Origin of the sequence: Pseudomonas extremaustralis, from assembly GCF_900102035.1 — a bacterium.
Classification (GTDB): Bacteria; Pseudomonadota; Gammaproteobacteria; order Pseudomonadales; family Pseudomonadaceae; genus Aquipseudomonas; species Aquipseudomonas extremaustralis.
The window spans coordinates 3,201,038-3,222,005 of sequence record NZ_LT629689.1 but is presented as its reverse complement, the minus strand read 5'-3'; the positions used below and the strand labels follow the sequence as shown (position 1 = coordinate 3,222,005).

Genomic DNA, 20,968 nt, shown 5'->3' with positions numbered 1-20,968 from the left:
CGCCTTTCAATGTTTTCGGGCTTCACAGGCCAGGCCGCGGCTGTAAACTGCCCGGCAAAGCGTGGCATCGACCACCCCCGAACGAGGTAGAAATCCATGCGTGTCCTCCTGGTCGAAGACCATCTGCAACTGGCCGAAAGTGTCGCTCAGGCGCTCAAGAGCACGGGGTTGACCGTCGACGTGTTGCACGACGGCGTGGCGGCGGACCTGGCCTTGAGCAGCGAGGAATACGCGGCCGCGATCCTCGATGTGGGGCTGCCGCGCATGGACGGTTTCGAGGTGCTCGCACGTTTGCGCTCGCGTGGGAAAAATCTGCCGGTGCTGATGCTGACCGCGCGCAGTGACGTGAAAGACCGGGTGCATGGCCTGAACCTCGGTGCCGACGACTACCTGGCCAAGCCCTTTGAACTGACGGAACTGGAGGCGCGGGTCAAGGCCCTGCTGCGGCGCAGCGTATTGGGGGGCGAGCGCCAGCAGGCCTGTGGTGTGCTGGTCTACGACCTGGACACCCGTCGCTTCACGGTCAGTGGCGAGTTGATGACCCTCACGTCCCGCGAGCAGGCGGTGCTTGAAGCGCTGATCGCACGTCCGGGGCGGGTGATGAGCAAGGAGCAGTTGGCCTCCCAGGTGTTCGGTCTCGACGAAGAAGCCAGCCCGGATGCGATCGAAATCTACATACATCGCCTGCGCAAGAAACTCGACGGCCAACCCATCGCCATCGTGACGTTCCGTGGCCTGGGCTATCTGCTGGAAGCCCGCGATGCATAAGCCCAGCAGCCTGCGCTGGCGCCTGCTATGGAACCTGGCGTTGTTGCTGGTGTTGTTGATGCTGGCCAGTGGCATGAGTGCGTACTGGAACGGTCGCGAAGCGGCCGACACCGCCTATGACCGCACCCTGCTGGCCTCGGCGCGCACCATCGCCGCCGGCCTGACCCAAGTGGACGGCACCCTGAGCGCCAATGTGCCTTACGTGGCCCTGGACACCTTTGCCTACGACAGCGCCGGTCGGATTTATTACCAGGTCAACGACATCAATCAGAAGCTGATCTCCGGTTACGAAAACCTCCCCGGCCCGCCGCCCGGCACGCCGCGCACCGATGATTACCCGGCGCTTGCGCGTTTCTATGACGCCACGTACCTGGGCCAGCCGGTGCGGGTGGTGAGCCTGCTCAAGGCGGTCTCCGAACCGAACATGAACGGCATGGCGGAAATCCGCGTGGCCGAAACCGATGAAGCTCGCGTCAGCATGGCCCGCAGCCTGGCCGCCGACACCTTGCTGCGCCTGGGTTTGCTCGCCATCGGCGCGTTGCTGCTGGTGTGGTTTGCCGTCAGCGCGGCGCTGCGTCCACTGGAGCGCCTGCGCACGGCGGTGGAAGAGCGCCAACCCGACGATTTGCGGCCCTTGCCGTTGGTGCAAGTGCAGCATGAACTCGGCCCGCTGGTGCGTGCCCTCAACCACTTCACCGAACGCCTGCGCGGCCAGTTCGAGCGTCAGGCGCAGTTTATTGCCGATGCGGCTCACGAACTGCGTACTCCGCTGGCGGCGCTCAAGGCGCGCCTGGAACTGGGCTTGCGCGCCGAAGACCCGGCCACCTGGCGCAGCACCCTGGAAGCCGCGGCCCAGGGCACCGACCGCCTGACCCATCTGGCCAATCAATTGCTGTCCCTGGCCCGTATCGAAAACGGCGCTCGCGCGATTGCCGAAGGCGGCGCGCAACGCCTCGACCTCAGCCAATTGGCCCGTGAGTTGGGAATGGCCATGGCGCCCTTGGCCCATGCTCGTGGCGTGGCGCTGGCGTTGGAAGCCGATCAGCCGGTGTGGCTGCGCGGCGAACCGACATTGCTGAACGAACTGCTGAGCAATCTGGTGGACAACGCCCTGGCGCACACGCCGTCAGGTGGCAATGTGATCTTGCGGGTGACGACGCCGGCGGTGCTGGAAGTGGAAGATGACGGGCCAGGCATCCCACTGGATGAGCGCGACCGGGTATTCGAGCGCTTCTACCGACGCAGCCAGCAGGGCGTGGGCTCAGGCCTCGGGCTGGCGATCGTCGGTGAAATCTGCCGGGCGCACCTGGCGCAGATCAGTCTGCACGATGGCGAGCACGCGGGCTTGAAGGTGCGGGTGAGTTTTATCGCCGGTTGATCAGTAGAACATCGAGCGTGCTTCATCCAGCTCTGCACGCAAACTGTCGCTGTAGGGATCGACCCGCAGCTTTTTCATCGCTGGCACATTGGATAGCTGCACGTCCGCCAGCGGATGATCGGTGCCACGGTGGCAATACAGCACGGCGATCTGTACCAGATCGATGTAATCGAGACTGGCGGAGTCGCGTTCAAGGTTCAGGTATTGGCCCGGCAGGTTGACCAGCATCTCCGGGAAGTCCCAGCCATGCAGCAGTTTATCGCCCAGCATCGGGTGGATGCTCTCGATCATGTGGTTGAGGCTGACCGGGTCAGAGAGCAACTCGTAATGGTCTTCGGCGTAGGTCGGGATCGGCAGCACACCGATCTGATGCACCAGGCCGCCGAGCGCCGCCTGGTCCGGCTTGAGCAGGCTGTGACTGCGGCACAGGGCGTAGCTGACACCTGCGACCTCCAGGCTGCGGCGCCAGACATCGCGCATTTTCTGTTCGACCACTTCGGAGCGGGCGTGGAAGATCTGTTCCATCACCAGCCCGATGGCCAGGTTGCTGCTGTAATTGGTGCCCAGGCGCGTGATGGCGGTGTGCAGGTCCGTCACTTCCTGGGTCGCGCGCAACAGGGGGCTGTTCACCACTTTGATCAGGCGCGCCGACAGTGCGGTGTCGCGACCGATCACTTTGCTCAAATGGCTGATGCTGATTTCCGGGTCTTCCGCAGCCTGACGAATCTTCAGGGCCACTTCCGGCAATGTCGGTAAAACCAGCTCATCGTTGTCGATGGCCGTCACCAAAGCCTGTTGGACTTCTTCAGCCAGCTTGTTCATTCATGATCTCTAAGGTGTTGCACAAAGTACGGCGACTAGCGCTGGATCTCTCGGTCACGGTCGAGTTGGTACGGAAGGTCGAGCAGCTGCAAACCGGGGCCTTCCAGTGTGCCTAGATGCACATCGCCACTATCGGCAGCTTCGGCTTGCAATACGGCCAAAAGTTCAATCGTTTGGTCAGCTTTTGCCGCGATCACCACTTCGCCGATCGAGCTGTTATGGCTGGGCGAAAACAGCGGGGTGCCTGGCTCGGGCATTTGCGTCGTGCTGAGGCTCAGCCGATACAAACGACGCTTGAGTTTGCCCAGGTACTGCATGCGCGCGACGATCTCCTGGCCGGTGTAGCAGCCTTTCTTGAAGCTTACGCCACCCACGGCCTGCAGGTTGAGCATCTGCGGGATGAACAGTTCGCGGGTCTGCGGCATGACCTGGCCGATACCGGCGCGGATCTGGCCCAGCAGCCATTCGTTCAGATCGGCTTCTTTCAATTGAGCGGCCAATTGGCTGCGTATGGCCTCGGCTGCCTCGGCAGGCACCCACAGTTCCGTGCGACCGGGGGACACACGAATGGCGATCAATTGCTCGGAACGCGCCACGCTATCGGCCTCGGCCGGCAGTTCCAGGCCGAGACCTGCGAGGACCGAGTCCGCATCCGACAAACCGAAGCGCGCCCAGCCGGCACTTTCATCGGTGAGTTTGGATTTGGAAAACACCGCGTATTTCTTCAAGTCCGCCAGTTGCGGTTCCAGCAGCTCGGTGGCCATGGCCATCAATACGCCGTCGCCCTGCAACAGGATGCGGAAGCTCGATTGCATGCGCCCCTTTTGCGTGCAGCGCGCGCCGAGGCTGGCTTGCGTGTCGCTCAGGTAATTGAGGTTGCAGGTCAATTGGCCCTGCAGGAACTTGGCAGCGTCGGAGCCGCGGACGGCGAGAACGCCTTCGTGGGACAGGGAGCAGAAGAAAGCAGAGTCAGCCATGGGTCATCGCAGGTCAAAAGGTCATGGGTGCATCATAGAGGGGCGCCCGGCAAATGGATAGTTTCCGTATGGGGCGACCAAAGCCGACTATTCCCGTGCCGTGGGGCCTGTATACTTGCACCCTATTTAAGGAGCGCTCCATGGTCGAAGATGTAGAACTCAATCGTCTTTACTGGCACAGCCGTCGCGGCATGCTTGAGCTGGATGTGTTGCTGGTGCCATTCGTCAGGGAGGTTTATTCAACCCTTAACGAGGTGGATCGCAACGTTTACGTGCGGCTGCTGGAGTGTGAAGACCAGGACATGTTCGGCTGGTTCATGGAGCGCGCCGAGTCCGAAGACCCGGAGCTGCAACGCATGGTACGGATGATCCTGGACCGTGTTCAGCCCAAGTAATCGCTTCGAATGCCGCTGGCAGGCCTCACGGCTGTTGCTGGCGGCCTATCTTCTTGCCCAGCTGTTCGCGCTGGGTGCGCTGTTATCGCTCGATTTACCTTATTCCAGCCTTGGCATCTTGTTATGCCTGGCTCACGCCGTCTGGGTCGTGCCGCGCCATATCCTGCTGACTCACCGTTCGTCGATTCGTGGCCTGCGCCGCGATGAGGACGGTTGGCAATTGTGGAGCGCCGCACGGGGTTGGCATGCCGTGCAATTGCGCCCCGACAGCCTGGCATTGCCCCTGATCGTGGTATTGCGCTACCGGGTGCCGGGCGAGTGGCGGGTGCGTTCTATCTGCGTACCGAAGGATTCGCAGGCCGCCGATGTGCACCGGCGGCTGCGGGTTCGTCTTAAATTCAGCCGCCGTAGGTGGTTGGCACCAGAATAGTGTCGCGGGCTTCGGGCAGCATCTGCGGGTAGTCGAGGGTGTAATGCAGGCCCCGGCTTTCCTTGCGTTCCATGGCCGAGCGGATCATCAGTTCCGCCACTTGGGCCAGGTTGCGCAGTTCGATCAGGTCACGGCTGACCTTATAGTTGCTGTAGAACTCATCGATCTCATCCAGCAGCAGGCGCACCCGGTGTTGCGCGCGTTGCAGGCGCTTGTTGGTGCGCACGATTCCCACGTAGTCCCACATGAAGCGCCGCAGCTCGTCCCAGTTGTGGGCGATGATCACGTCTTCGTCCGAATCGGTCACCTGGCTGGCATCCCAGCGGGGCAGGGCGGTGGGTACGGGGACGTGCGGCAGTTGTTCGAGAATGTCCGCCGCCGCCGAACGTGCATACACGAAACATTCGAGCAGCGAGTTGCTGGCCATGCGGTTGGCGCCGTGCAGGCCGGTGAAACTGGTTTCGCCAATCGCGTACAGACCGGGCACATCGGTGCGCCCATGTTGGTCGACCATCACGCCTCCGCAGGTATAGTGCGCGGCGGGCACCACCGGGATCGGGCCTTTGGTGATGTCGATGTTGAAGGTCAGGCAGCGCTCGTACACCGTCGGGAAGTGGGTCTTGATGAACGCTTCGGGTTTGTGGCTGATGTCCAGATAGACGCAGTCGATGCCCAGGCGCTTCATTTCATGGTCGATGGCGCGGGCGACGATATCGCGCGGGGCCAGTTCGGCGCGCGGGTCAAAGCGTTGCATGAAGCGTTCGCCGTTCGGCAGTTTCAGGTGCGCGCCTTCACCACGCAGGGCCTCGGTGATCAGGAAACTCTTGGCCTGGGGATGGTACAGGCAGGTGGGGTGGAACTGGTTGAATTCCAGGTTCGCCACCCGGCAACCCGAGCGCCAGGCCATGGCAATGCCATCGCCGCAAGCACCGTCGGGGTTGCTGGTATAGAGGTAGACCTTGGCGGCGCCGCCGGAAGCCAGGATGGTGAAGCGTGCGCCGTAGGTGTCGACTTCGCCGCTGGTACGGTTGAGCACGTAGGCACCGAGGCAGCGCTCGCCTGGCAGGCCGAGGCGCTTCTCGGTGATCAGGTCGACGGCGACGTGTTGTTCGAGTAATTCGATATTGGGGCGTTGGCGCGCCTGGTGGAGCAGGGTCTTGAAGATCGCTGCGCCGGTCGCATCGGCCGCATGGATGATGCGGCGGTGGCTGTGGCCGCCCTCACGGGTCAGATGGAACTCGAAGCCACCATCGTCACTGCCCGCGTGCTCATCGCGGGTGAAGGGCACGCCCTGGTCGATCAGCCATTGGATCGCCTCGCGGCTGTGCTCGACGGTAAAGCGCACCGCGCCTTCGTCGCACAGGCCGCCGCCGGCGTTGAGGGTGTCTTCGACGTGGGATTGCACTGTGTCGGCGTCATCCAGCACCGCAGCGACACCGCCCTGGGCCCAGAACGTCGAACCATTGGCCAGGTCGCCCTTGCTCAGGACTGCAATGCGCAGGTGGCTGGGGAGGGTGAGCGCAAGGCTCAAGCCTGCTGCGCCGCTACCGATCACCAAAACATCGTGTTGAAACTGTTGGCTCATTTGAAGGATTCCGCAAAAAGCGATCCACAGGGGGAGGCGCGAACAGGACGCCTGGATCGGCGAATCAAAGGGTCACACGGGCTACTAGTATATAGAGGGGGGAGCGGCACAATAGCCGGGCATTCGTGGCAATGTGAGATTACGGTGCACGGCTTGGGTAAAATCGGCCGGTTGTTGAAGCGGGAACTTTTTGCATAAGCCCCGACTCAATAGCAGGTTGCCCGAAAGCTGGGAAAGCGTCGAGTTTATAGGCCCGTCGGGAGCATCGGACGCGTCAGGACACCGGCGACAAGATTATTCGCGCAGTCGGCCTTGCCCGTACTGCGTTTTTCGTGTGTGCCAAATCAGTGCGTGCCGGAAACTTGCTTGGAGGGGGAGAACTTTTGCGAAAAGTCCGAGTCTATGTTTGCAAGCCTGATCGTTTAGTTATGCAAGCCTCCTTCAAGTACAACGAGGAGTGTTCATGCTAACCCAGGAAGAGGATCAGCAGCTGGTCGAGCGCGTACAACGTGGCGACAAGCGAGCCTTTGATCTGTTAGTGCTGAAATACCAGCACAAAATTCTCGGGTTGATCGTGCGGTTTGTGCACGACACCCATGAAGCGCAGGACGTTGCACAGGAAGCTTTTATCAAGGCGTACCGTGCACTTGGCAATTTTCGCGGTGATAGTGCGTTTTACACATGGCTATACCGCATCGCCATCAACACGGCGAAGAACTACCTGGTGTCCCGCGGACGTCGCCCACCGGATAGTGATGTAAGTTCCGAAGATGCAGAATTTTACGATGGTGATCACGGCCTCAAAGATCTCGAGTCGCCGGAGCGTGCATTGCTGCGCGACGAGATCGAAGGCACCGTTCATCGCACAATTCAGCAACTGCCAGAAGATTTGCGTACAGCGTTAACTTTACGTGAATTCGATGGTCTGAGTTACGAAGACATTGCCAGCGTCATGCAATGTCCGGTGGGGACTGTAAGGTCACGGATTTTCCGGGCCCGGGAAGCCATCGACAAAGCCTTGCAACCGTTGTTGCAGGAAAACTAAAGACAGCGGCGACAGCCAAGAGAGGAACCGCCATGAGTCGTGATGCCCTGCAGGAATCGCTGTCCGCAGTGATGGATAACGAAGCGGATGAACTGGAACTTCGTCGAGTGCTCAACGCATTCGATGATGCCGAAACCCGTGATACCTGGTCTCGTTACCAAGTCGCTCGGGCGGTGATGCACAAGGATCTTCTAATCCCTCGTCTGGATATTGCTGCGGCTGTTTCTGCTGCGCTGGCTGATGAAGCCGTTCCGGCAAAAGTTGCTCGTGGTCCTTGGCGTAGCCTGGGGCGCCTGGCAGTAGCTGCCTCGGTGACTGTTGCGGTGTTGGCTGGTGTTCGCCTGTACAACCAGGACGAAATCGCCGGTGCCGAACTGGCTCAGCAGACTCAGCAACCGGTCATGGCCGGTCCGCAAGTCAAAGGCCCGGCTGTACTGGCCGGCTACAAGGAAAGCTCTGACACCACCGGCCCCATGGCTAACGGTGTGTTGCAAGGGCAATCCGGCTGGCAGGACCAGCGTCTTCCAGGCTACCTGCGCCAACACGCACAGGAATCAGCCTTGAAAGGCACTGAAAGCGCTCTGCCATACGCTCGCGCAGCAAGCTTGGAAAACCGTTGAACCGTTAGGGAGCCCTATGCGCGCCATACCGCTCCTTACGCTTTTGCTCAGTGGTTGGTTTGCACTTCCTGCCCACGCCGATGAAGCCCAAGACTGGCTGACTCGACTTGGGCGTGCAGAGCAACAGCAAAGCTTTCAAGGTACGTTCGTCTACGAGCGTAACGGCAGTTTCTCTACCCATGACATCTGGCATCGTGTCCAGGACGGTCAGGTCCGCGAGCGGCTGTTGCAGCTCGATGGTTCGGCCCAGGAAGTCGTGCGGGTAGACGGTCGGACGCAATGCGTCAGCGGCACTCTTGTCGCCGACCTCGGCAATTCGCGTGATGCACCTTCACGCGCGCTTGATCCGCAAAAACTCACGCAATTCTATGAACTGGCCGTCATCGGGAATTCCCGCGTGGCCGGTCGAAAAGCGGTGATTGTGTCTATCACCCCGCGTGACCAATACCGCTATGGCTTTGAGTTGCATCTGGACCGTGAAACCGCATTGCCTCTTAAATCCCTGCTGTTGAACGATCAGGGGCAGTTGCTGGAGCGTTTCCAGTTCACGCGATTGGACACCTCGGTCATGCCTGATGATCGCGACTTGCAACCCACTGGCGATTGCACGCCTATTGCAGCCGCTACGGCCAAGGCACCAGAGGTGAAACCTGCCGAAGACTGGCGCCTGGAGTGGTTGCCTCCGGGCTTTCAACTCACCAGCAGCAGTGCGCGCAAAGACATCCAGAGTAAAACCACAGTCGACAGCCGGATGTATGAAGATGGGCTGGCACGGTTTTCGGTGTTCCTTGAACCGATCAGCGAATCAGGCGTCATGGAAACGCGTACCCAGTTGGGTCCGACGGTAGCAGTGTCGCGCCGGCTGAATACGGTGGAGGGTGAAATGATGGTCACGGTGGTTGGCGAAATTCCCATCGGCACTGCCGAGCGCATTGCGCTGTCGGTGCGCGGTGAAAAAAAGCCTGCCGCCCAGCCGTGAGTCGTTAATCTTATGTTCATTCTGGCCTTTCACTCTATGTCCATGCGAGGTTGTCTGCCGAGTGACATGAAATGTCTGGACCAGTATTTTCACTTGCAAAAAACTCTCATGTTTTTTATAGGTCAGCGCTTGTCGGCGCTGACCTTGTTTTGTTCGCGGAACAGAGATGTCGGTCCTGGTTTCCGGCGTTTCCTGAACCCTGTCGCTCAACCCTGCTCGTCGTAACGGGAGCTGTATGTCGATACCACGCTTGAAGTCTTACTTATCCATAGTCGCCACGGTGTTGGTGCTGGCTCAGGCCGTGCCCGCGCAAGCGGTCGAGTTGCCTGATTTCACCCAATTGGTCGAGCAGGCCTCGCCAGCCGTGGTCAACATCAGTACCACGCAAAAACTGCCGGAGCGCAAAGTCTCCAACCAGCAGATGCCGGACCTGGAAGGCCTGCCGCCGATGTTGCGCGAGTTCTTTGAACGTGGCATGCCGCAACAACGGGCACCTCGTGGTGGCGGTGGCCAGCGTGAAGCTCAGTCCCTGGGCTCTGGCTTCATCATCTCGCCCGATGGCTACATTCTGACCAACAACCACGTGATTGCCGATGCTGACGAGATCCTCGTCCGCCTGGCTGATCGCAGTGAGTTGAAAGCCAAGCTGGTCGGTACCGATCCACGTTCCGACGTGGCGTTGCTGAAGATCGACGGTAAGGATCTGCCCGTACTGAAATTGGGCAAATCCCAGGATCTGAAGGCTGGGCAGTGGGTCGTGGCCATCGGTTCGCCGTTTGGTTTTGACCACACCGTGACCCAAGGTATCGTCAGTGCCATTGGCCGTAGCCTGCCCAACGAAAACTACGTGCCGTTCATCCAGACCGACGTGCCGATCAACCCGGGCAACTCCGGTGGTCCGCTGTTCAACTTGGCTGGTGAAGTGGTGGGGATCAACTCGCAGATCTACACCCGCTCCGGTGGCTTTATGGGTGTGTCGTTCGCAATCCCGATCGATGTGGCCATGGACGTTTCCAACCAACTCAAAAGCGGTGGCAAGGTCAGTCGCGGCTGGTTGGGCGTAGTGATCCAGGAAGTGAACAAGGACCTGGCTGAATCCTTCGGCCTTGAAAAACCGGCTGGGGCCCTGGTCGCGCAAATCCAGGATGGCGGCCCGGCTGCCAAAGGCGGCCTACAGGTCGGCGACGTGATCCTGAGCATGAACGGCCAGCCGATCATTATGTCGGCGGACCTTCCGCACTTGGTTGGCGCGCTCAAGGCTGGCAGCAAAGCCAAGCTGGAAGTGATCCGTGGCGGCAAGCGCCAGAACGTAGAGCTGACCGTGGGGGCCATCCCTGAAGAGGGCGCGACCCTGGATGCCCTGGGTAATGCCAAGCCGGGTGTCGAGCGCAGCAGCAACCGCCTGGGCATTGCCGTGGCCGAGTTGACCGAGGAGCAGAAGAAAGCCTTCGATCTCAAGAGCGGCGTAGTGATCAAGGAAGTGCAGGACGGTCCGGCAGCTTTGATTGGCCTGCAGCCAGGTGACGTAATTACCCATCTGAACAATCAGGCGATCGAGACCACCAAGCAGTTCACCGACATCGCCAAGGCATTGCCGAAGAATCGCTCGGTATCGATGCGCGTATTGCGTCAAGGTCGTGCAAGCTTCATTACCTTTAAGCTGGCCGAGTAATCCGCTAGCCGGCACTCAATAAAAAGCCCGCCTTCGGTTTACGAAGGCGGGGCTTTTTTTTGTGGCCGGCGGGTTTAGCCCATCATTCCTTTCACCAGGCGTTCCTGCTCGATCAGCTCACGCTGGCGTGCATCGATGCGTGACGACAATGGAAAATTGTTGCCGGCGCGACGTTTGGCAAAATCCAACTGCTGGATGGCCTGCTGGAAATCGCCCACCAAGGCGAAGTATTCGGCGCGTGCTTGATGCAAGCCAATGATGTTGCCGGATAGGCCGCGGGTTTCGGCCACTTGATACCACACATCCGGATCGTCCGGGCGTGACTTGAGCAGCCCATCCAAGGCCTTTTCCGCATCGGCAGTGCGGTTCTGTTTGAGCAACAGGTCTACGCGTATCTGGTTCAGGGGATAGTTGCCCGGATATTGCACCAGCATCTTGTCCGTGCGCTGCTGGGCATCCGGCAGGTGGTTGTTGTCGATATCCAGCTGGATTTGCGCCAGGTTGTAGGTGATGTCATTCGGCGCCTTGGCCAGCAAGGACTGCAGGTTTTCCCGCGCTTGCTTGAACTGTGAGGCTTTGATCTGCGCGATGGCCAAGCCATAGCGTGCCACGTCATTCTTCGGATTCTCGTCCAGTTGCGCCTGGAAGCGCTTGGCGGCGAGTCCTGAGGTGTCCTCATATTGCAACTGCACCCGTGTGCGAATCAGCTGGTAGCGCAGGCTGTCTTCTTTGCCGCCTGGCTTGGACTGCTCAGCGCGGTTGCGCGTGTCAGCGATCCGCGATTCGGTCACCGGGTGAGTCAGCAGGAACTCCGGCGGCTTCGCATCGAAGCGGTATTGGCGCATCAGACGCTCGAACATGGTCGGCATGGAGCGCGGGTCATAACCGGCTTTTTCCAGGTTGAGGATGCCGATGCGGTCCGCTTCTTGTTCATTCTGGCGCGAGAACCGCCGTTGCTCCTGGATCGCCGCGGCCTGGGTGCCTGCAATCGCGGCAATCCCCGCATCGCCAGCACCGGCGGCGGCTGCAATAATACCGCCCAACATGGCGGCCATCATCGGGAGCTGCATGCGCTGTTGTGCTTCAACGCCACGGGCGAAGTGACGTTGGGACAAGTGCGCTAATTCGTGAGCCAGTACCGAGGCGTATTCCCCTTCGGTCTGGGCATTGAGGAACAGGCCGCCATTGACGCCGACAATACCGCCGGGGCGGCAAATGCGTTCAGTTGCGGGCTATCGATCAGGATAAACTCCAGGCGCCGGTCATTGACCTGGCTGGTCTCGACCAGTTTGTACACGCTGGTTTCGACATAATCCTTGAGTTGCGGATCGTTGAGCTGCGAGACCTGGCCTCGCAGGTAGGCCAGCCATGCCCGGCCCAATTGGTATTCCTGTTGGGGCGAGACAATGGCAGAACTGGCGTCACCTAGTGACGGCAGGTCGTCGGCGAAGCCTGGGGAGGCCAGCAGGCAAGCCAGCGTCAGCAGGGTAGGGCGCAAAAAAGTCATGCACAGAGCCTTTCGACAAAGAGCTTACTGTAGCCGGACACTGAGCTTCGGACCAGATATTCTAAGCAGCCCGAACGCGTTTGCGGAGTAAAACCATGACCGACGCTGTAGCCTTTGATGCCGAACTCGATGCCAGCGGCCTCAATTGCCCGTTGCCCTTGCTCAAGGCCAAGCTGGAACTCAATCGATTGGCCAGCGGCGCCGTGCTCAAGGTGATTGCCACCGACGCAGGTTCCCAGCGTGATTTCCGCACGTTCGCCAAGCTGGCCGGTCATACCCTGTTGCATGAAGAAGACGTCGCCGGTGTTTATCGTTACTGGTTGCGCAAGGCCTGAACCGTTCGCCCTACCCTTCCGAGGTTGATTGATGTTCAAAGTGTTACGAGACTGGATTCAGCGCTACTTTTCCGATGAAGAAGCGGTAGTGCTGGCGGTCCTGCTGTTTCTGGCCTTTACGGCTGTGCTCACCTTGGGCGGGATGCTGGCACCGGTCTTGACGGGGATGGTACTGGCTTACCTGATGCAAGGCCTGGTCACTACCCTGGAACGTTTGCGCTTGCCGGGTGCGGTCGCGGTGGGGCTGGTATTCGCCTTGTTCATGGGGCTGCTGGTGGTGTTTATCGTGGTGGTATTGCCACTGTTGTGGCATCAACTGATCACCCTGTTCAACGAGTTGCCGGGCATGCTCGCCAAGTGGCAATCGCTGTTGCTGCTGTTGCCGGAGCGCTATCCGCATCTGGTGTCGGACGAGCAGGTGCTGCAAGCCATTGAAGTAGCTCGCGGTGAAATCGGAAAGTTCGGGCAATGGGCGTTGACCTTTTCCCTGTCCAGCCTGCCGCTGTTGGTCAACATCATGATCTACCTGGTACTGGTGCCGATCCTGGTGTTTTTCTTCCTCAAGGACAGCGCGATGATCGGACGCTGGGTGCGTGGCTATCTGCCGCGCGAGCGGGCGCTGATCACGCGGGTGGCTGAGGAGATGAATCGGCAGATCGCCAACTACATCCGCGGCAAGGTTATCGAGATCATTATCTGCGGCGGCGTGACCTACATTGCTTTTATAGCCCTGGACCTGAACTACGCGGCTCTGTTGGCATTGCTGGTAGGTATTTCCGTGGTGGTGCCATATGTCGGCGCTGTGGTGGTCACCGTGCCGGTGACCTTGATCGCCTTGTTCCAGTGGGGATGGAGTGACCAGTTCATCTACCTGATGGCGGTGTACGGCATCATCCAGACCCTGGATGGCAACGTGTTGGTGCCCTTGTTGTTCTCGGAGGCGGTCAACCTGCACCCGGTGGCGATCATCTGCGCCGTGTTGTTGTTTGGTGGGTTGTGGGGGTTCTGGGGCGTGTTCTTTGCGATTCCCCTGGCGACGCTGTTCAAGGCGGTGCTGGATGCGTGGCCGCGAAAAGAGCCGGTGGTGGCGCCTTTGTTGTAGCGGTCCAGGTGAACTGTGGCGAGGGTGCTTGCCGCCGCCGGGCTGTGAAGCAGTCCTTTAAATCCAGGAGTGCTTCGCCCTCCAGCGCCGGCAAGCTCGCTCGCCACAAAAGCTTTTTCGACAAATTGATGGGTTTCAGGCCTGGTTCAACGCCTGCGCCGCCGCCAGCACGGCATCCACATGCCCTGGTACTTTCACACCGCGCCATTCCTGGCGCAGCACGCCATCCTTGTCGATCAGGAACGTGCTGCGATCCACACCCAGGTATTCCTTGCCGTACAGTTTCTTCAGCTTGATCACGTCAAACAGCTGGCAAACCGCTTCATCCTTGTCGCTGATCAGCTCGAACGGGAACTCCTGCTTGCCCTTGAAGTTCTCGTGGGACTTCACGCTGTCGCGCGACACGCCGAACACTTCGGTATTGGCCGTCTTGAACGCCGCGTACTGGTCACGGAAGCCCTGGCCTTCGGTGGTGCAACCTGGGGTGCTGTCCTTCGGGTAGAAGTAGATCACCACTTGCTTGCCCTTGAGCGCGGCGAGGTTGAAGGTCTGGCCGCTGGTGGCCTGGGCTTCGAAATCAGCTACGGGTTTGTCGATGACAACTGCCATGGGGGCTTCCTTACATTGGGTTCTGTGGGCGCCATGGCTCGATCAGTGCGTCGAGGTTCAGGGCATCGGCAAAGTCCAGGAACTGGTCGCGCAACCAACTGATCTGCACGCCGGCCGGCAAGGTTACGGTGAACGTGGCATTGAGCATGGTGCCGCCGGTTTGCGGTGCCTGGTAGGTGTCGCAGGTCAGGTTCTCCAGCTCGACGTTGTGGTCGATGAAGAACTGGCACAGCTCATTGACGATGTCCGAGCGATACGCCGAGCTGACATACGCTACGTAAGGCAGGGCCTGGGGACGATTCTCCAACGCAGCGCTGCGTACCACATTGACGGTGAAATCGTGCTTCTTGGCCAGGCCTGGCAGGCCGGTCTCCAGGCGCGCCAGGGCATCCCAGGTGCCGGAAATCTGCAGCACCAGCGCACTGCACTCGCCATGGCGGGTCAGGCGCGAGGTCACGACGGCGCAGCGGTTTTCATGGCTGGCGCGGCACAGGACGTTGGTCAGCTCCATGGGGTTGGCGCCGAGGGCACTGATAACAAGGAATTGTTCGCGAACTGTGGGGGTGGACATGCAGCCTTCCTAAAACGATGAGCGGTCGATACGCTCAGGGCTGTATCGATCAAAGGTTGAAGGGTAGCGAAAAGCGTCGCCAAGGGATAGGAGGTGGCGGTTTCATTGCGCGAACGGCCGGATTTTAGCGTGCTCTCCACGGCGCTTTGGCCCAATGATGGCATTGCCCGTCGTTTAGTTGCTCCAGAACGCATCCTCAGGCGGTACTTCGCTTGTGCAAGCATCTTGGCGCCAGTACCATTACGGCTCTCTTTTTCCGGCAGGAGCGGTTGCATGATTGCGGGCAGTATGGTGGCACTGGTCACACCCATGGATGCACAAGGTCATCTCGACTGGGACAGCCTTGGCAAACTGGTGGACTTCCACCTGCAAGAAGGCACCAACGCCATTGTGGCGGTCGGCACCACAGGTGAATCGGCCACCCTCGATGTGGAAGAACACATCCAGGTGATCGAATTCGTGGTCAAGCGTGTCGCCGGTCGTATCGCCGTGATCGCCGGTACGGGCGCCAACTCGACGCGTGAAGCGATCGAATTGACCAAGAACGCCAAGAAAGCCGGCGCCGACGCGTGCCTGCTGGTGACCCCGTACTACAACAAGCCGACGCAGGAAGGTCTGTACCAGCACTTCCGCACCATTGCCGAAGCCGTCGATATCCCGCAGATCCTCTACAACGTTCCGGGTCGCACCGCGTGCGACATGAAGGCCGAGACCGTAATTCGCCTGTCCACCGTACCGAACATCATCGGTATCAAGGAGGCCACTGGCGACCTGCAGCGCGCCAAGGACATCCTGGCCGGCGTGAGCAGCGACTTCCTGGTGTATTCCGGTGACGACGCCACCGCTGTCGAGCTGATCCTGTTGGGCGGCAAGGGCAATATTTCCGTGACCGCCAACGTGGCCCCGCGTGCCATGAGCGACATGTGCGCCGCCGCCCTTGCCGGCGATGCCGTGACCGCCCGTGCGATCCACGAGAAGCTGATGCCGCTCAACAAGACACTGTTTATCGAATCCAACCCTATTCCCGTGAAATGGGCGCTGTTCGAGATGGGCATGATTCCGGACGGTATCCGTCTGCCGCTCACCCGTCTCAGCGAAGCCTGTCACGAACCGCTGCGACAGGCCCTGCGCCAGTCCGGCGTCCTGGTTTAATTGAGGAAGCACTACGCATGAAGCGATTGGCCGGACTTTCCGCACTTGCCTTGATTATCTCCAGCACCAGTGGCTGCGGTTGGATCTGGGGCCCGGAAGGCTACTTCCGTGACCGCGGCAGCGATTACCTGGAAGCACAAGCAACCAAACCGATGCAACTGCCGCCGGACGTCAACGTCGCCAAGCGCCTTGACCCATTGCTGCCGATTCCACGTAACGTTGCCGACGACACCACCAGGGGTGAGTACGTAGTGCCACGTCCTCAGCCGATCTCGGCCGTGGCGGAGGCCAGCGACTACAGTCTGCAGAAGAGCGGTGACTCACGCTGGATCGTGGCTCAGCGTCCTCCTGCCGAAGTCTGGCCGGTAGCTGTGCAGTTCTTCCAGGACAACGGTTTCCGTATCGACGAACAGCGTCCACAGACGGGTGAGTTCACCACGGCATGGCAGCAGGGCAGTGAACTGTCCGCAACCATGGCCAAGCGCCTGCAGGCCGGCGGTGTCGCCGCCGACAGCGAGGCCCGCGTGCGTGTGCGCATCGAGCCTGGCGTGCAACGCAACACCAGTGAAGTCTACGTCGTCAGCGCCGAGCGTCCTGCCGGCAGTACCGCCAACGTCGACTTCACCAATCGCTCGGTCAACACCGGCGTCGACTCGGCACTGGTCGACGAGATGCTGGCCAGCATGAGCCGTATTTCCGAGAAGGGCGGTTCCGTTTCCCTGCTCGCCGCGCGTGATTACGACACCCCGAGCCGCGTCAGCCTCACCGAAGATGGCAGCGGCAACGTGGTGCTGAACCTTGGCGAAGACCTGGACCGTGCCTGGGCCAGCGTAGGTCGCGCGTTGGAGCAGGGCCCTTGGCGTGTTGAAGACATCAACCGCAGCCTGGGCCTCTACTACATCAACGTGGCGGAAAAGGCCGAACGTAAAGATGAAGAGCCAGGTTTCTTCGGCAAATTGTTCGGCAGCAAGCCGACCAAGGAAGAAATCGAGACTCGCGCCGAGCGTTATCAGGTTCGTTTGAGCAAGGTTGGCGAAAGCGTGCAAGTCACCGTCGAGAAGAACATCAATACCGTTGCGCCGGCTGAAACAGCGCGCAAAGTGTTGGGCGTGATTCAAGACAACCTGGGCTGATCCGGTGCGTTTTGCCGTTCTCGGCAGCGGTAGCCAAGGGAACGGTACGCTGGTCGCCCATGACGACACGTATGTGCTGGTGGATTGTGGTTTCTCGTTACGGGAAACCGAGCGACGCCTGCTGCGTCTGGGGGTTCACCCTTCGCAGCTGAGCGCGATTCTGGTGACCCACGAACATGCCGACCATGTGCATGGCGTGGGTTTGCTGTCTCGGCGCTACAATCTCCCGGTGTACCTCAGTCGCGGCACCTTGCGCGGGATGCGCAAACCCATTGAACCCGCAGGTTTCCTGGCCGGTGGTGAGCAACTGCAGATCGGTGCGTTGAGCATCGATGTGATCGCGGTAGCGCATGACGCTCAGGAACCCACGCAATATGTATTCAGTGACGGAGAGCGCCGCTTCGGCGTACTTACCGACCTGGGCTCCTATTGCGCCAAGGTGCTGGACGGTTACCGGGACCTCGATGCCTTGATGATCGAGTCCAACCACTGCCGAGACATGCTGGCTCGCGGTCATTACCCCTACTTTCTCAAGCAGCGGGTAGGTGGCGAACTGGGACATTTGAACAACCACCAGGCGGCGTACCTGGTGTATGAGTTGGGCTGGCAAGACCTGCAACATCTGGTCCTGGCCCATCTGAGCAGCAAGAACAACCTGCCGCAGCTGGCCCGGCAATGTTTTGTCGATACCCTTGGGTGCGACCCGGACTGGCTGCAACTGGCCGATCAAGATTCAGGGCTCGACTGGCGACACATCGCCTAGCCCACCTCACTCAAAGCGGAGCCCATCATGGAAAAACGTGAAGAACTCTACCGCGGCAAAGCCAAGTCGGTGTACAAGACCGACGACGCCAACCGCCTGATCCTGCTGTTTCGCAACGACACTTCGGCGTTCGACGGCAAGCGCATCGAACAACTTGATCGCAAGGGCATGGTGAACAACAAGTTCAACGCCTTCATCATGCAGAAACTCGAAGCGTCCGGCATTCCGACCCAATTCGACAAACTGCTGAGCGACAACGAGTGCCTGGTCAAGAAACTGGACATGATCCCGGTCGAGTGCGTGGTGCGTAACTACGCCGCCGGCAGCCTGGTCAAACGCCTGGGCGTGGAAGAGGGCCTCAAGCTCAACCCTTACACGTTCGAGCTGTTCCTGAAGGACGACGCCAAGGGCGACCCGTTCATCAACGAATCCCACGTGGTGGCATTCGGCTGGGGCACCGCTGAGCAACTGGCGCGCATGAAGGAATTGTCCCTCAAGGTCAACGACGTGCTGAGCAAGCTGTTCGACGACGCAGGCCTGCTGCTGGTGGACTTCAAGCTGGAATTCGGCGTGTTCCACGACGGCACCATCGTCCTGGGCGATGAGTTCAGCCCCGACGGCTGCCGCCTGTGGGACAAAGACACCAAGAAGAAGATGGACAAAGACCGCTTCCGCCAAGGCCTCGGTGACGTGATCGAAGCCTACGAAGAAGTCGCCAAGCGCCTCGGCGTACCGCTGTAATCGACGCAAGCATCTGATAGCACGGAAAAAAATCGCTTCGGTGCTTTGCATCCGCGAAACAGGCTGTTATGATGCGCGCCGTTGGAGAGATGCCAGAGTGGCCGAATGGGACGGATTCGAAATCCGTTGTACCTTCACCGGTACCTAGGGTTCGAATCCCTATCTCTCCGCCATTACATAGAAAAAGCCCCGTAGCTGAATAAGCTACGGGGCTTTTTCGTTTCTGTCTGAGTCTGTCGGGAAGCGCTTTGCTTCATAAGCCTGCGTCCTTGTGTGCCTTGGACGCTCATGCGCACTCCGTTTCGTCATGAAGCGCAAAAAAGAAGGGGCGAAGATTCCACTTGTTTCCAGTTCGGTGGAAATCTCCCACAGCACTTTCCTGAACGTCGCTAAAGTCCTGCCTCCACAAGCCGAAATGCTCTCATACGATGTCGTATCCCTTATTGGAGAGCGCCCCAAACATGTCCCTTCGCAGCCTGTCCATCGCCCGCCGTGCGGGTCTGGGTTTTGCCTTGATTGCTTTGCTCGTGGCCCTGTTGGGTTTTTTCGCGCTGTCGAACATGGCCAGTATCCGCGCCAGTGCGGTGCAGGTTGAAAGTGGGTTGGTGCCGAAGATGCGGCTGGTGGCGGATATTCGCGAGATTATGCTGCGCATTCGTACGATCTCTTTGCGTATGGCGCTGGACCCGAACCCCGCAAGCATCCCGCAATACCGCAGCCAGATGGACACCCGCAGCCAGGACCTGACGAAAAGGTTGGCCGACCTCGATGCGGTGATCGATACCCCTGAGGTGCGCACGCTCTACGACCAGTTCCAGGTTTCGCTGCGCCAGTACCAGCAGGGGTTGGCTCAGTCGTTCATCCTTGCCGACAAGCAGCAGGGCGCTGAGCTTAACAAGTTGTTGCTGGTGGACATGAAAACCGTGGTCGATGGCTCCGGTGCTCAGCTCAATGCGTTGGCCGACTACTACAACGCCCAGATCAACCAGCAGGGCCAGACGGCCGAGTCGCAGTACAGCCGCTCGCGCACCATGGTGTTTGGCTTTGTGATCGTGGCGGGCTTGAGTACCGTGGTGCTGGCGTGGTTGTTGACGCGCAGTATCGTCGGGCCGCTGAGTCATGCGGTAAGGGCCGCAGAGAACGTCGCTCAAGGTGACTTGACCCAAACGGTAGAGATCACCGGCGACGACGAAGTGACTCGCCTGTTCGTCGCCCTCCAGACCATGCAAGGCAACCTGCGCAGTACCTTGCAGTTGATTCGCCAGTCGGCGGGGCAGATGGCGTCGTCCGCCACCGACCTGAACGGCATTACCGATCAAAGCAGCCGCAGCCTGCAAAAACAGACCGCTGAAATCGAGCAGGCCGCCACGGCGGTCAATGAGATGACTTCGGCGGCGGATGAAGTGGCGCGCAATGCGGTGTCGACTTCCGAGTCCACGCGGCTGTCCAATGAGACTGCGCGCGAAGGCCAGCATCGCGTGGGCGAAACGGTCAGTGCCATTCAAGCCTTGAGTTCCAACATCGGTGAAACCGCGACCCTGGTACAGCATCTCGCCGAGCAATCGCGGGATATCGGCAAGGTTCTCGACGTGATTCGCTCCATCGCCGAGCAGACCAACCTGTTGGCCCTCAATGCCGCCATCGAAGCTGCGCGAGCCGGGGAGTCCGGGCGTGGTTTTGCGGTGGTGGCCGACGAAGTGCGCGCACTGGCCCATCGCACCCAGCAATCGACCCTGGAAATCGACCAGATGGTGACGGCGATGCGCTCGGGGTCCGACCAGGCGCTGACTTCGATGCAGTCCAGTACCCAGCGCGCCACCGATACGTTGGCGTTGGCTGAAGGCGCGGGCGGGGCGTTGAGCCAGATCACCGACTCCATCGACCAGATTCACCAGCGAAACCTGGTCATCGCCAGCGCGGCAGAGGAGCAGGCCCAGGTGGCCAAGGAAGTCGATCGCAATATCGTCAATATTCGCGACCTGTCGGCGCAATCGTCTTCCGGCGCCGGGCAGATCAATGGTTCGAGCCATGAACTGGCGCAGTTGGCGGTCGCGCTCAATGACGCGGTGGCGCGTTTTCAACTGTAGTGAAAGGCGTGCCGCCAACGATGGGGTTGCGGCACGCGGACGGAGGCTAATTCAGTGTCGAGGCCTCCACGATTTCAATGTTGATTGCTTGCCACTCGCCTCCCGGGCCCCTGACCAGTTCGTAGGTGACCGTTTGACCCTCACGCAGGGCCTGACCGCCGAGGGCGGTGGTGCTGCGAAAGAAAATATCTTGCGCGTCGTAGGTGGCGGTTCCGCTGCGGGTGGAGATTGCAGTCTGTGGAGTTTTACTGGGCATGGCCGTTCTCCTTTTTCAGTGCAATAAGTGGCGTCGTGACC

The 20,968-nt window shown here is 60.0% G+C and carries 21 protein-coding genes, 1 tRNA gene and 1 pseudogene; 16 read left to right on the top strand and 7 right to left on the bottom strand.

Going from position 1 to position 20,968, the window contains the following annotated elements:
• Positions 1–96 precede the first annotated feature (96 nt).
• Together BLR63_RS14765 and BLR63_RS14760 are read left to right on the top strand one after the other, a co-directional pair.
• Positions 97–768: a response regulator gene (locus tag BLR63_RS14765; RefSeq protein WP_010563676.1), complete on the top strand. Its 672-nt coding sequence runs from the start codon at positions 97–99 to the stop codon at positions 766–768.
• Complete coding sequence (locus tag BLR63_RS14760; RefSeq protein ID WP_010563677.1) at positions 761–2,146, top strand: sensor histidine kinase; 1,386 nt, start codon at positions 761–763, stop codon at positions 2,144–2,146. The genes BLR63_RS14765 and BLR63_RS14760 overlap by 8 nt, the downstream gene beginning before the upstream one ends.
• Here the strand turns inward: BLR63_RS14760 and BLR63_RS14755 are convergent, their stop codons facing one another.
• Both BLR63_RS14755 and ygfZ read right to left on the bottom strand, forming a co-directional pair.
• Entirely contained in the window at positions 2,147–2,968 is an 822-nt protein-coding gene (locus tag BLR63_RS14755) for an HDOD domain-containing protein (RefSeq protein WP_010563678.1), read from the bottom strand. It abuts the gene before it with no gap.
• 35 nt (positions 2,969–3,003) lie between these two features.
• Positions 3,004–3,945, bottom strand: coding sequence for a CAF17-like 4Fe-4S cluster assembly/insertion protein YgfZ (gene ygfZ, locus BLR63_RS14750; protein WP_010563679.1), 942 nt, complete (start codon positions 3,943–3,945; stop codon positions 3,004–3,006).
• 140 nt (positions 3,946–4,085) lie between these two features.
• On the opposite strand from ygfZ, the gene BLR63_RS14745 reads away from it, so the two are divergent.
• On the top strand, positions 4,086–4,340 hold the full coding sequence (locus BLR63_RS14745) for an FAD assembly factor SdhE (protein WP_010563680.1): 255 nt from the start codon (positions 4,086–4,088) through the stop codon (positions 4,338–4,340).
• The gene (locus tag BLR63_RS14740; RefSeq protein ID WP_010563681.1) at positions 4,324–4,770 is read left to right on the top strand and encodes a protein YgfX; all 447 of its coding nucleotides are present in this window, start codon (positions 4,324–4,326) and stop codon (positions 4,768–4,770) included. Before BLR63_RS14745 ends, BLR63_RS14740 begins: the two co-directional genes overlap by 17 nt.
• Here BLR63_RS14740 and nadB read toward each other — a convergent pair.
• On the bottom strand, positions 4,739–6,355 hold the full coding sequence (gene nadB, locus BLR63_RS14735) for an L-aspartate oxidase (protein ID WP_010563682.1): 1,617 nt from the start codon (positions 6,353–6,355) through the stop codon (positions 4,739–4,741). The two genes, BLR63_RS14740 and nadB, sit on opposite strands and share 32 nt — an antisense overlap.
• Before the next feature lie 463 nt (positions 6,356–6,818).
• On the opposite strand from nadB, the gene rpoE reads away from it, so the two are divergent.
• The 4 genes from rpoE (at position 6,819) to BLR63_RS14715 (ending at position 10,671) form a co-directional block, all read left to right on the top strand.
• Positions 6,819–7,400, top strand: a complete 582-nt coding sequence (rpoE, locus tag BLR63_RS14730; protein WP_003172477.1) for an RNA polymerase sigma factor RpoE — start codon at positions 6,819–6,821, stop codon at positions 7,398–7,400.
• Positions 7,401–7,432: 32 nt separating this feature from the next.
• A complete protein-coding gene (locus BLR63_RS14725; protein ID WP_010563683.1) occupies positions 7,433–8,020 on the top strand; it encodes a sigma-E factor negative regulatory protein in 588 nt (195 codons plus the stop codon).
• Between the two features lie 16 nt (positions 8,021–8,036).
• A complete protein-coding gene (locus BLR63_RS14720; protein ID WP_010563684.1) occupies positions 8,037–8,999 on the top strand; it encodes a MucB/RseB C-terminal domain-containing protein in 963 nt (320 codons plus the stop codon).
• A 235-nt stretch (positions 9,000–9,234) separates the two neighbouring features.
• On the top strand, positions 9,235–10,671 hold the full coding sequence (locus BLR63_RS14715; RefSeq protein ID WP_010563685.1) for a DegQ family serine endoprotease: 1,437 nt from the start codon (positions 9,235–9,237) through the stop codon (positions 10,669–10,671).
• Between the two features lie 74 nt (positions 10,672–10,745).
• Here the strand turns inward: BLR63_RS14715 and BLR63_RS14710 are convergent.
• A pseudogene (locus BLR63_RS14710) lies at positions 10,746–12,178 on the bottom strand (M48 family metalloprotease).
• Between the two features lie 95 nt (positions 12,179–12,273).
• On the opposite strand from BLR63_RS14710, the gene BLR63_RS14705 reads away from it, so the two are divergent.
• Together BLR63_RS14705 and BLR63_RS14700 are read left to right on the top strand one after the other, a co-directional pair.
• Positions 12,274–12,513 (top strand): sulfurtransferase TusA family protein, encoded by a 240-nt coding sequence (locus BLR63_RS14705; RefSeq protein WP_003172483.1) that lies wholly within the window; start codon positions 12,274–12,276, stop codon positions 12,511–12,513.
• Between the two features lie 31 nt (positions 12,514–12,544).
• Complete coding sequence (locus BLR63_RS14700; RefSeq protein WP_010563687.1) at positions 12,545–13,615, top strand: AI-2E family transporter; 1,071 nt, start codon at positions 12,545–12,547, stop codon at positions 13,613–13,615.
• 135 nt (positions 13,616–13,750) lie between these two features.
• Here the strand turns inward: BLR63_RS14700 and BLR63_RS14695 are convergent, their stop codons facing one another.
• Positions 13,751–14,224, bottom strand: a complete 474-nt coding sequence (locus BLR63_RS14695; protein ID WP_010563688.1) for a peroxiredoxin — start codon at positions 14,222–14,224, stop codon at positions 13,751–13,753.
• Positions 14,225–14,234: 10 nt separating this feature from the next.
• Positions 14,235–14,795, bottom strand: a complete 561-nt coding sequence (locus tag BLR63_RS14690; RefSeq protein ID WP_003172487.1) for a glycine cleavage system protein R — start codon at positions 14,793–14,795, stop codon at positions 14,235–14,237.
• 273 nt (positions 14,796–15,068) lie between these two features.
• On the opposite strand from BLR63_RS14690, the gene dapA reads away from it, so the two are divergent.
• From dapA to BLR63_RS14660, 6 genes are all read left to right on the top strand, one after another.
• Positions 15,069–15,947, top strand: a complete 879-nt coding sequence (gene dapA / locus BLR63_RS14685; protein WP_010563689.1) for a 4-hydroxy-tetrahydrodipicolinate synthase — start codon at positions 15,069–15,071, stop codon at positions 15,945–15,947.
• Between the two features lie 17 nt (positions 15,948–15,964).
• Positions 15,965–17,080, top strand: coding sequence for an outer membrane protein assembly factor BamC (gene bamC, locus BLR63_RS14680; protein ID WP_010563690.1), 1,116 nt, complete (start codon positions 15,965–15,967; stop codon positions 17,078–17,080).
• Positions 17,081–17,084: 4 nt separating this feature from the next.
• Positions 17,085–17,843: an MBL fold metallo-hydrolase gene (locus BLR63_RS14675; protein WP_010563691.1), complete on the top strand. Its 759-nt coding sequence runs from the start codon at positions 17,085–17,087 to the stop codon at positions 17,841–17,843.
• A gap of 27 nt (positions 17,844–17,870) precedes the next feature.
• On the top strand, positions 17,871–18,584 hold the full coding sequence (gene purC / locus BLR63_RS14670; protein WP_010563692.1) for a phosphoribosylaminoimidazolesuccinocarboxamide synthase: 714 nt from the start codon (positions 17,871–17,873) through the stop codon (positions 18,582–18,584).
• Between the two features lie 83 nt (positions 18,585–18,667).
• Positions 18,668–18,757, top strand: a tRNA-Ser gene (locus BLR63_RS14665).
• A 288-nt stretch (positions 18,758–19,045) separates the two neighbouring features.
• Positions 19,046–20,671, top strand: coding sequence for a methyl-accepting chemotaxis protein (locus BLR63_RS14660; RefSeq protein ID WP_010563693.1), 1,626 nt, complete (start codon positions 19,046–19,048; stop codon positions 20,669–20,671).
• A gap of 46 nt (positions 20,672–20,717) precedes the next feature.
• Here BLR63_RS14660 and BLR63_RS14655 read toward each other — a convergent pair whose 3' ends face one another.
• On the bottom strand, positions 20,718–20,927 hold the full coding sequence (locus BLR63_RS14655) for a cold-shock protein (protein WP_010563694.1): 210 nt from the start codon (positions 20,925–20,927) through the stop codon (positions 20,718–20,720).
• Between the last annotated feature and the right edge of the window lie 41 nt (positions 20,928–20,968).